This window comes from Mesorhizobium sp. WSM4822 (assembly GCF_055811155.1).
Genome location: NZ_JBVVQM010000043.1, coordinates 1 through 8,575 on the forward strand (window position 1 = coordinate 1; position 8,575 = coordinate 8,575).

Genomic DNA, 8,575 nt, shown 5'->3' on the forward strand with positions numbered 1-8,575 from the left:
TCCGGAGGATCGTTGGAATTGTTGTAGCTGTGCTTGACATCAGACCTTGCCCAAGGCTAGCATCGTCAACGATTCTTCGGTGTTAAGAATCTGCGAATCTATTTTGAGTTTTGTGCAACAGCGGTGCCTGAATTTTCACCTATGGACACCTGCTCCTATATTGGGCCGCGTCGAGCCGAACCTCAGCTGAAGCGCCGCGCACCGTCGCCTCGATTGCATAGAGCGCGGCGATCTGCCGGATGGCCGGTCGGGGATTTCGTGTTTCTGAGCTGCTTGACGAAGCGCCGGCGCAGATGCGCCTTATCTGGTGGTCGAGATAATGCAGAGCGTTTTTAGCTTGGCGTCGCGCAGAAAGACAGGTGGCGAGAGCGCGCTGCGGTGGATCGCGACGGTGAGCTAAAAACGTGTTGGACTAAGCCGCCGGCACGGGTGGCCGCTATGGGCGTTCAATTGAGCCGCACCGGCGAACAGGTATCGCGTGGGCCTCAGACGCAACGCGGACGCGGCGATTGCAGGGGTCGCATGCGCCGAAAGCGGCACGCATATCGGTTGCGGCAAAGTGAGGACCGGCGCCGCGCCTTGCGAGGAGAGGCTGCCCCGGGGCCGGCGGCGCGCATCTCCGCGGGACCGGCTCGGTTTTCCAGCCGAACGGCCCGTGCAATACGGTAACGATGGAAGCTGAGCCCTACTTTCATGATGTATCCCAGTATGGCGGCGGTCCGGTGACGCCGTCGAAGACTTCGATGACAATCATCTGCCCTTGGTGACAGGCCGGGCATTGCCGGAGGGAGTGCCCGGTAAGGTCCTCGTAGCGGTCGCGATAGTTCCTTTTCGATCGGCTCGACCGACGGCTCGGGAGCCGGCATGCCGAGCAGGTCGCGGCAGTGGACAAGCTTTTGCGCGCGGTGGCGATTGCCGAGGAAGCCGTAGTAGCGGATGCGATGGAAGCCCTCCGGCAGGACGTGAAGCAGGAAGCGACGCATGAACTCGTCGGCCGAGACGGTCATGACCTTTTGCCGATTACCATGCCGGCAGTCTTTCCAGCGGAAACGAACGGCGCCATCCTCGATGTCAACGAGGCGGTTGTTGGAGATGGCGACGCGGTGCGTGTAGCGGCCGACGTAGTCGAGGACCTGTTCGGGCCCGGCGAAGGGCGGCTTGGCGTAGGTCACCCATTCGGCCTTTCGAAGGGGCGCCAGGTAGCGCCGGAAGGCGTTACGCTCGCTCAGGGCCTGCAAGTCAGAGAAGAACTGCAGTTCGCCGCCCGCGAAGGCTTTCTCCAGGTGATCCAGAAACAGCCGTCGGAACAGGCGTGAGAGCACGCGGACCGGCAGGAAGAAGCCGGGCTTGCAGGCAATCCATCGCGCGCCGTCCGGCGAGAACCCGCCACCCGGACGACGCAGTGCAGGTGGGGTGGTGCAGCAGGTTCTGGCCCCAGGTGTACAGCACCGCGAAGAAGCCGATCTCGGCGCCGAGATGCTTGGGATCGGCGGCGATGGTGCGCAGCGTCTCGGCGGTGGCGCGGAAGAGCAGGCCGTAGACGAGCGCCTTGTTCTGATAAGCGATGGCGGCAATGTCGCCCGGCAGCGTGAAGACGACGTGGAAGTACTGCGTGTCGAGAAGCTCGGCGCGACGATCCTCCAGCCATTGCGCGCGGGCCAGCGATTGGCAGCGTGGACAATGCCTGTCGCGGCAGCTGTTGAAGGCGATGCGCCGGTGGCCGCATTGATCGCATGCTTCAACGTGCCCGCCGAGCGCGGCGGTCCGGCACAATTCGATCGCCGTCATGACGCGGCGCTGGGCGGTCGACAGCGACGCGTCATGCTGAGTGCGATAGGCTTCACCGTAGCGGCGGAAGATATCCGCCACTTCCGGCCCCGAGCGGGCCATCGGCGCGCGCTCAGAAGTATTGCGGCTTGGCGGGCGGCGGCAAGGTGGCCGCCGGACGCGGCAAGAGCTCGAAGAGGCTCGACGTGGCGCAGACCTTGTTGGTGGCAATCCGCAGGTAATGGGCGGTGGTCGCGAGGCTCCTGTTGAGCAGCAGTTGAATGGTGCGCACGTCGGCGCCGGCCTCCAACAAATGGACGGCAAAGGCGTGTCGTAGGCTATGGGGCGTGACCGGCTTGGACAAACCGGAGCGGTCGCGCGCTTTCGCGCAGGCATGTCCCACCGCATCCCTGGTGATCGGCTCGCCGGCACGATCGCCGGGGAAGAGCCACGTCTCCGGCCGGCGCACCTTCCAGTAGGTGCGCAGGATCTCCAGGAGCTTGGGCGACAGCATCACGTAGCGGTCCTTCTGGCCTTTGCCCTGCTCGACGCGGACGACCATTTTCTGGCTGTCGATGTCCGTAGGCTTCAGCTGCACCGCCTCCGAGATGCGCAAGCCGGCGGCATAGCAGGTGGTCAGGATGGCGTGATGTTTGACGTCGAGCACGCAGCCGAGGAATTGCTGAACTTCCTCGGGACCGAGGACGATCGGCAGCTTTTGCGGCTTCTTCGGAAGCGGGAGAACCTCTTCAGGCGCCCAGACCCATTCGAGCGTCACACTGTAGAGAAAGCGCAGCGCCGCGATGGCGGTATGGATCGAACCGGGCGCCAACTTCTTCTGGTTGGTCAGATAAACCTGATAAGTCCGAATGTCCCCGCGCCCGAGCAGGTCCGGCGACTTGCCGAAATAGCGGGCGAACAGCGACACCTGTTGGTGATACGAGCGCTGGGTGTTGAGCGCGAGGTTGCGCACCTGCATCTCCTCGCTCATGCGCTGGCGAAGTTGGGTCATGACAAGCTCCTTTGTCCGATGGAATGGGCTGCAAGCAGCCATCCCATGCTCGCGCAGTTGGAGCTTCTTTTGCATGTATGTCCGGCGCCACGAACGACGCCATCAGGACCGCACCGTCGGTGCATAGCCTCCTTGCCGGTCCGCGGTCGCGGAGCGGGTTAGTCCAAGGCGTATTATCCAGGGCGAAGTTTTATCTCGGGTATTTGGCGGCGCACGGTGCGTTTACGAGAGGTTGAGGCGTTCTGGTGTCCGGATAAAGCTGCGGCAGGATCGTAGGATGCTTGCGAGCGAGGCGACGGACTTGCAGATACCGCTGCGCACATCGTCGACGATCGAGGACTATGTCGCCACGCAGGAGTGGCAGCGGGCGTATCTATCGGGCTGCCCGCTTCATCCGCACGTGGCTGTGCCTTTCGACGCCATGGCAGCTATGCACGGCTGACCAGTCCCGGCGTGCGCATCGCCCGCTGGTATTGCCCGGAAGGGCGGATGACATTCAGCTTGCTGCCGGCTTTCCTGGCAGCCCGTTTGCCCGGGCTGCTTGCAACGATCGAATGCACAGTCGCGGTGGCGGCATCGGCAAGAAGCATGGAAGTGGCGGCGGATGCGCTGCGCGGACCGGAGATTGGCCTCGCGGGAGCGGTGCGCTGGCTTCGGCGGCGGGTCATTGCAGTGCGTGGGCCGATCATGGCTGTCAGGATGATGGCGCCATCATTGGCCCGGCACCCCTGTCGGTCGTTCGGCCGAAGACGGGGACGGCCTTCCCATTGCCGCTTCTGCCGGCGGTCGCTAAGGCGTTGGCAGACTATCTCCACGGCGGGCGCCCCATGGACACCCACCCGGCATCTGTTCGTGCAGATGCATGTGCCGTTCGGTCCCTTGGCAGCTTCAAGCGCGGTCCGCCATATCGTCGCAAAGCAGCGAGAGTTGCCGGGATATCGGCACCGTTTCTCGGCAGTCACGTGTTGCGGCATGCGCACGCCGCACGCCAGATCGATCTCGGCACCCCGCCGCGCGTGGTCCCAGAGCTTCTTGGGCATCGGGATCCGGAGTCCCTTTCCGCCTACGTGCGGATCGCAACGGAGACGTTGCGTGACGTCGCATTGCCGGCGCCGTCATGACCACAATCGTCACCCTGTCCGAACTGAAGCGCGACGCCGACAGCTTTCTCGAGTTCAAGCGCGCCATGGGCCATCCCTACAAGCGCGGAGCGATCGAGATCGATTGTTTCCTCGGCTTTGTCGGGCAGCACTGGGGCGAGGCAGAGCCGATCCCCATGGCGGAGGCCATCCGGCGCTGGTGTGGGCGGCTTCCCGGCCGCAAGGCTGTCACGCTCGCCAACGAGTTCGGTGTCATTCGCCAGCTTTGTCTTTACCCCGTCGTCACGATCCCACCAGCTATGTGCCCGAGCACAGCTGGGCGCCGGTGAAGGAATCGACCTTCTTTCCCTACATTTTCAGTCAGGACGAGGTTCGCCGGATTCTCACCGTCGCTTCGGTGTATGAAGGACCCGCCGTGTGGGCGTCGATGCTGCGCCGACTCGTGCTTGTGCTCTATTGCACCGGTCTGCGGCTCGGCGAGGCCGTGCGCCTCAAGATGGCCGATGTCGATCTCGAACGCGGCACGTTGACGCCGCGACAGCAAGCGGCGCACGCGCATCGTGCCCATGCGCGACGACCTGGTGGAAGAGTTGCGTCGCTACATTGACGATCAGCGCCAGCTCCTCGTCGATCAGCGTTGCGTGGATCCGCAAGCCCTGTTCGTTGGCCGTAACGGTATGCCGCTGACAACCGCCGCCGCAGCCGATGCCATCCGCCGGTCTCCGTCGCTTGGGCATCAAGCCCGCCCATGGACACGTTGGAGCTCGTCCCTACGAGTTCCGTCATGCCTTCGCGGTCCACCGCCTCACGAGCTGGGCCGAGGAAGGCATCGATATTCACGCAAAGCTCCCCTGGCTATCAGCCTATCTCGGCCATCAGAACATCCTCGGCACCGAGGTCTACCTCAAGGCGACGCCGCAACTGCTGGAGCTGGCCAGCAACCGGTTTGAACAGCATGTGCACCGCGCACGGCGCCCCCAATGAGCCAGGTCGCATCACAGGCGCTTTTCGCTCTCGTCGAGTCCTTTTTCACCAACTATCTGCCCCGCAGCGCAGCGCGAGCCCGCACACGAGCCGCGCCTATCGCGATACGCTCAAGCTGCTGCTGTGTTCGTGGCCGAGAGTCAGAACCGCGAGGTCGCCGCGCTTAGGCTGGACGATCTCGACGCCAATATGATCGCTGCGTTTCCGGATCATCTCGAGACCACAAGGTCCAAGTCCGCCGCCACGCGCAACTGCCGCCGTGCCGCGCTGCGCAGCTTCTTCAAGCGCCTGCTGCGCAACGACCTTGACCACGCGCTCCGTTACACACAGGTGCTGGCGCTGCCATCGAAACGGACGCGACTTCGACCTGGCCACTACCTTGAAGCTCACGATATTCGGGCCATCATTGAGGCCCCCGATCGACGGACCCGTCAAGGCTGGCGCGATCATACGCTGCTGCTTTTTCTCTACAATTGCGGCGCGCGGGTCAGCGAGGTGATGATCTGCAGCTGATGCCGCCACGGCAGGTCCGTCTGCGGGCAAGGGCCGCAAGGAACGGCTCGTGCCGATATGGTCCCAAACGGCCGATGCACTGCGCCGCCTACACGCATGACGGCCGAGGATCAGCGGCATGTTTTCGTCAACCGTCACGGTCAGCCCCTAACCCGCGACGGCGTAGCCCACATCCTGGCCAAGCATGCCTCAGCAGCAGCCCAGGATTGGCCGACCCTTGCGCGCGATCGCATCACGTTTTTCGTCACAGCTGCGCCGCGGCGCTGCTGCAGTCGGGCACCGACGTGACCGTAATCCGCGACTATCTCGGCCACGCCAGCATTGCGACCACGAGCCGCTACACCGCCACTAACCTGAAGATGAAGCGCGATGCGCTGCAGAGATTCTGGAAACATGCCGCCCAGACCAAGCCGTGAAAGCCGAAGCCAGACTTGCTTTCTTTCCTCCAGTCGCTCTGATTTTTTGTCGACAAACGCCGCCGACTTTTCCGCCAGAATCCAGCTTCTCAGCGGCAGTACTAGAGATAAAACTTCGCCCTGGATAATGGCTCCAGTAGTGGACGAGCGTCGCGGCCCTTCGGCGCGCTGGATCTCGGTCAGCCGCTCAGAGCCATCGTAGCCGTCGCATTGAACGAACTCCCCGCGGAAGCCTTTCAGCAACTGTTCTTGGGGTTCCGCGTTACGATCGCAGGGGCACGAAACGCTCTCCCACACCACTTCTGATCAGCTCGCGAGCCAGCGTAACCTCCCCGATCACATAAACGCGGTCGGGTAGTTCTCCAGTCAATCGAGTGCTGAACGACGCCGCTGTCGCTCGCGCGATGCACGACCTCCATCATTTGCTAGCCGTACCATTTGGAAAATGAGAAGCTATTTGTCAAGAGGTTTGATAGCGTTCATCAGCTGATCGCTGACATAGTTATCGCCAAGGACCTGGGAACGAGCGCCGGATGCAACTCGGCGAGGCGCGAAACGATAATTGACTGCACCTTAAATTCGTCCAGGCCATGCGCCAATAGAACTTGGCTTAGCGCAAGGCCGTTCGAAATTGGCTTGATCTTAGCCGATCGTCGCGCCATTGCCAAAGGGGAGGTCATCTGGTGATCAACATACTTGCCAAGAAACTCGCTCACCGTTCCGTCCTGAAGTTGTTTGACAGGTCAAACTGCCTTTGAGGGCAGCACCTGCTTTAGCACAAGGTCTTGCAGCGGGCCCGTCGCCGCGAGTTGCAGACCGCATCCGCGCCTTCGAGAGCCATGTGTTGTACCTTCTTGTCGACCGATCGCGCGGCCACGACCATGACGATCCGGTCTGCAGCTGCCTCTTGCCAATGAAGCACGCGAACCTCGTGCCAATTTTGGCGGATCGCGCCGAAGAGTTACTCTTGCCTGAAGAGTGCGGCAGGACGCCAAGGCGCACCACACCGGCGCTGGCGGACACGACGAACCCCACAACTGCTCGGGTAGCCGACGTTTTTGGTGGGGCCGATGTCGCGAACCCGACAAAAGTGTAGCACCGTTCCGGCGGGCGCGCGTGTTTCACACTCGCTAGTAAGGACCACCGCATTCCGCATCTGGCACGCCGATTGCTGGGATGATGAGCAAGGGCCGCCGTGACAAACCGGAACGGCCTCCTACCAAAATCGCAGGCAACCCCTTGGAGTGCGAGCAATGTTGTCCCAGTTTGAGAACCAGTCCATAAACCAGGAAGTCGCTAGGCTCAATCTGCCGAACTCTCGGATTAAGCACTTTGCCCCGGCTAGTTACGCACTAGCCGGGGAAGACGTCATTGTCGAAGGAATCCTGGCTGCAAGACTCTGCAAGAGCCACAGATCTTGGGCCAGTGTGTTCTATGTCGAAATCGGCGCCAATCACCCCATTTCCACCTCTAGCACCTATCTCATATACCAAAGAGGCGCGCGAGGTGTTCTAGTTGAGCCCAATCCTGAATTAGAAGCGCTGATCCGCACCGCGCGCCCGGAAGACGTTCTCGTGCGATCCGTTGTCTTGCCCGCTCCGCAAGCGTCTGCCACGCTCTTCATCGGAAACGCCCATGAGCTTTCCTCGGTGGATAAAGCACATGTTGAAAGTTTCGGTGACTTCGGCGGTATAGGAGGTATCCGAGAACAAATTGAGGTGGGCGCGATTGGTATCAATGAACTATTGACCCCTTATGCCAATAAGATCGATTTCTTATCGATCGATTGCGAAGGACTGGATTACGATCTCGTTAAGGCGATTGAGTGCGAGCGCATCAGACCTGCTGTACTCCAATGCGAAGCAAGTGAGCATTATCTAAAGGGCATCACGGCTCAGATTATAAATCTGATGGAATGCAGATCATACCGACTTGCTGCAATGACTGACTTCAACGTTATCTTCGAGCGATTGCCCTAATGCAGCGGCGATCGACCCTGTGCTCGATCGTACACCACGCCCTGCCCTTGCGTCCGAGCCCCGGGGTGGCGCGCGCAAATCAGGATCGAATCGCGTATCGCCGCGTGTAGCGTAAGCAGGCTTGCAACGGCGGAGTGGGGATGCAGAACGACCATGGATGTTCCGATTGACGGCGGACCTTGCCTGTCGCTTGGGACCATTTCGATGCTGGATGCTGGCGGCGATGACCGCGGCTTATGCTGGTGATTTGAAGCCGACCAATAGGGTGATTGACCCGCCGAGCATCCTGCTCGATCGATTGTTCGCCTGCAGGTGGTCTGACTGCCGTCGATGACGACGCGGTCAGGTCGACCGTGACGTTTCAGAACCTCCTGAAGAAGCGCTTCGCGCCGGGGCAATAGCCCGACACCTCGCACAGGCGCGTGGTCTCCAGGTCCTTCAATCTATCCGTAAGCTCTAAAATGTCATGCGTCGAAGCCCTCAACCGCGCCCGTCAGGGTAGCGGAAACGGTTTGGGATCACCGAAGCGCTCAAGAACGTTCCGCGTTACCCGGGAAACATCGTTTTCATAATTGTCGATGGGCAGGCTCATGCACCAGGAAATGGACCCAACGGAGAAAACTGCTCCGCCGCCCGCGGTTTCGAAAAAGACTATGTCTGAGCGAACGTTTTTGTTCTCGGTTCCACCAATCATCCAATGCATTGCGCCGAACTCTTCGTTGGCCAACACCATGTTGTCGGTATGATCGGTGGAAGTCGCTATCACGACAGCATGGCTTGGTGATCCCAAGGTCGGATCGAAGC

11 protein-coding genes and 2 pseudogenes are annotated in these 8,575 nt (G+C 61.2%); 8 read left to right on the forward strand and 5 right to left on the reverse strand.

Annotated features, from left to right (window positions below; all coding sequences use genetic code 11):
- Positions 1–691 precede the first annotated feature (691 nt).
- Together AC0L3E_RS34080 and AC0L3E_RS34085 are read right to left on the reverse strand one after the other, a co-directional pair.
- Positions 692–1,890: pseudogene (locus AC0L3E_RS34080) on the reverse strand (IS91 family transposase).
- Positions 1,891–1,900: 10 nt separating this feature from the next.
- Positions 1,901–2,779 carry a tyrosine-type recombinase/integrase gene (locus AC0L3E_RS34085; protein ID WP_473606836.1) on the reverse strand — a complete coding sequence of 293 codons (879 nt, stop codon included), beginning with the start codon at positions 2,777–2,779 and terminating at the stop codon, positions 1,901–1,903.
- Between the two features lie 277 nt (positions 2,780–3,056).
- Here AC0L3E_RS34085 and AC0L3E_RS34090 point away from each other — a divergent pair, with 277 nt between their 5' ends.
- The 7 genes from AC0L3E_RS34090 to AC0L3E_RS34120 all read left to right on the forward strand — a co-directional run bounded on the left by AC0L3E_RS34090 (position 3,057) and on the right by AC0L3E_RS34120 (position 5,792).
- A complete protein-coding gene (locus tag AC0L3E_RS34090) occupies positions 3,057–3,221 on the forward strand; it encodes a hypothetical protein (RefSeq protein WP_473606837.1) in 165 nt (54 codons plus the stop codon).
- 385 nt (positions 3,222–3,606) lie between these two features.
- On the forward strand, positions 3,607–3,900 hold the full coding sequence (locus AC0L3E_RS34095; protein WP_473606838.1) for a tyrosine-type recombinase/integrase: 294 nt from the start codon (positions 3,607–3,609) through the stop codon (positions 3,898–3,900).
- Positions 3,897–4,208 carry a hypothetical protein gene (locus AC0L3E_RS34100; protein WP_473606840.1) on the forward strand — a complete coding sequence of 104 codons (312 nt, stop codon included), beginning with the start codon at positions 3,897–3,899 and terminating at the stop codon, positions 4,206–4,208. Before AC0L3E_RS34095 ends, AC0L3E_RS34100 begins: the two co-directional genes overlap by 4 nt.
- On the forward strand, positions 4,205–4,486 hold the full coding sequence (locus AC0L3E_RS34105; RefSeq protein ID WP_473606841.1) for a tyrosine-type recombinase/integrase: 282 nt from the start codon (positions 4,205–4,207) through the stop codon (positions 4,484–4,486). Before AC0L3E_RS34100 ends, AC0L3E_RS34105 begins: the two co-directional genes overlap by 4 nt.
- 122 nt (positions 4,487–4,608) lie before the next feature.
- Positions 4,609–4,863 carry a site-specific integrase gene (locus AC0L3E_RS34110; RefSeq protein WP_473606842.1) on the forward strand — a complete coding sequence of 85 codons (255 nt, stop codon included), beginning with the start codon at positions 4,609–4,611 and terminating at the stop codon, positions 4,861–4,863.
- Positions 4,864–4,992: 129 nt separating this feature from the next.
- Positions 4,993–5,376 carry a tyrosine-type recombinase/integrase gene (locus AC0L3E_RS34115; protein ID WP_473606844.1) on the forward strand — a complete coding sequence of 128 codons (384 nt, stop codon included), beginning with the start codon at positions 4,993–4,995 and terminating at the stop codon, positions 5,374–5,376.
- 206 nt (positions 5,377–5,582) lie between these two features.
- Positions 5,583–5,792: a tyrosine-type recombinase/integrase gene (locus AC0L3E_RS34120; protein ID WP_473606845.1), complete on the forward strand. Its 210-nt coding sequence runs from the start codon at positions 5,583–5,585 to the stop codon at positions 5,790–5,792.
- A gap of 482 nt (positions 5,793–6,274) precedes the next feature.
- Here AC0L3E_RS34120 and AC0L3E_RS34125 read toward each other — a convergent pair whose 3' ends face one another.
- On the reverse strand, positions 6,275–6,508 hold the full coding sequence (locus AC0L3E_RS34125; protein ID WP_473606847.1) for a hypothetical protein: 234 nt from the start codon (positions 6,506–6,508) through the stop codon (positions 6,275–6,277).
- 537 nt (positions 6,509–7,045) lie between these two features.
- Here AC0L3E_RS34125 and AC0L3E_RS34130 point away from each other — a divergent pair.
- Positions 7,046–7,771 carry an FkbM family methyltransferase gene (locus AC0L3E_RS34130; protein ID WP_473606848.1) on the forward strand — a complete coding sequence of 242 codons (726 nt, stop codon included), beginning with the start codon at positions 7,046–7,048 and terminating at the stop codon, positions 7,769–7,771.
- Between the two features lie 314 nt (positions 7,772–8,085).
- On the opposite strand, the pseudogene AC0L3E_RS34135 reads toward AC0L3E_RS34130, so the two are convergent.
- Both AC0L3E_RS34135 and AC0L3E_RS34140 read right to left on the reverse strand, forming a co-directional pair.
- Positions 8,086–8,165 (reverse strand): annotated as a pseudogene (locus AC0L3E_RS34135) (IS6 family transposase); the annotation flags it as partial.
- 99 nt (positions 8,166–8,264) lie between these two features.
- Positions 8,265–8,575: N,N-dimethylformamidase beta subunit family domain-containing protein (locus tag AC0L3E_RS34140; protein WP_473606849.1), on the reverse strand; the 311-nt coding region annotated here is incomplete at its 5' end.

Excerpts from the sequence above, each read along its gene's own strand:
- AC0L3E_RS34085 (WP_473606836.1), bottom strand. The coding sequence starts at position 2,779 with ATGACCCAACTTCGCCAGCGCATGAGCGAGGAGATGCAGGTGCGCAAC.
- AC0L3E_RS34090 (WP_473606837.1), top strand. The coding sequence starts at position 3,057 with ATGCTTGCGAGCGAGGCGACGGACTTGCAGATACCGCTGCGCACATCG.
- AC0L3E_RS34095 (WP_473606838.1), top strand. The coding sequence starts at position 3,607 with ATGGACACCCACCCGGCATCTGTTCGTGCAGATGCATGTGCCGTTCGG.
- AC0L3E_RS34100 (WP_473606840.1), top strand. The coding sequence starts at position 3,897 with ATGACCACAATCGTCACCCTGTCCGAACTGAAGCGCGACGCCGACAGC.
- AC0L3E_RS34130 (WP_473606848.1), top strand. The coding sequence starts at position 7,046 with ATGTTGTCCCAGTTTGAGAACCAGTCCATAAACCAGGAAGTCGCTAGG.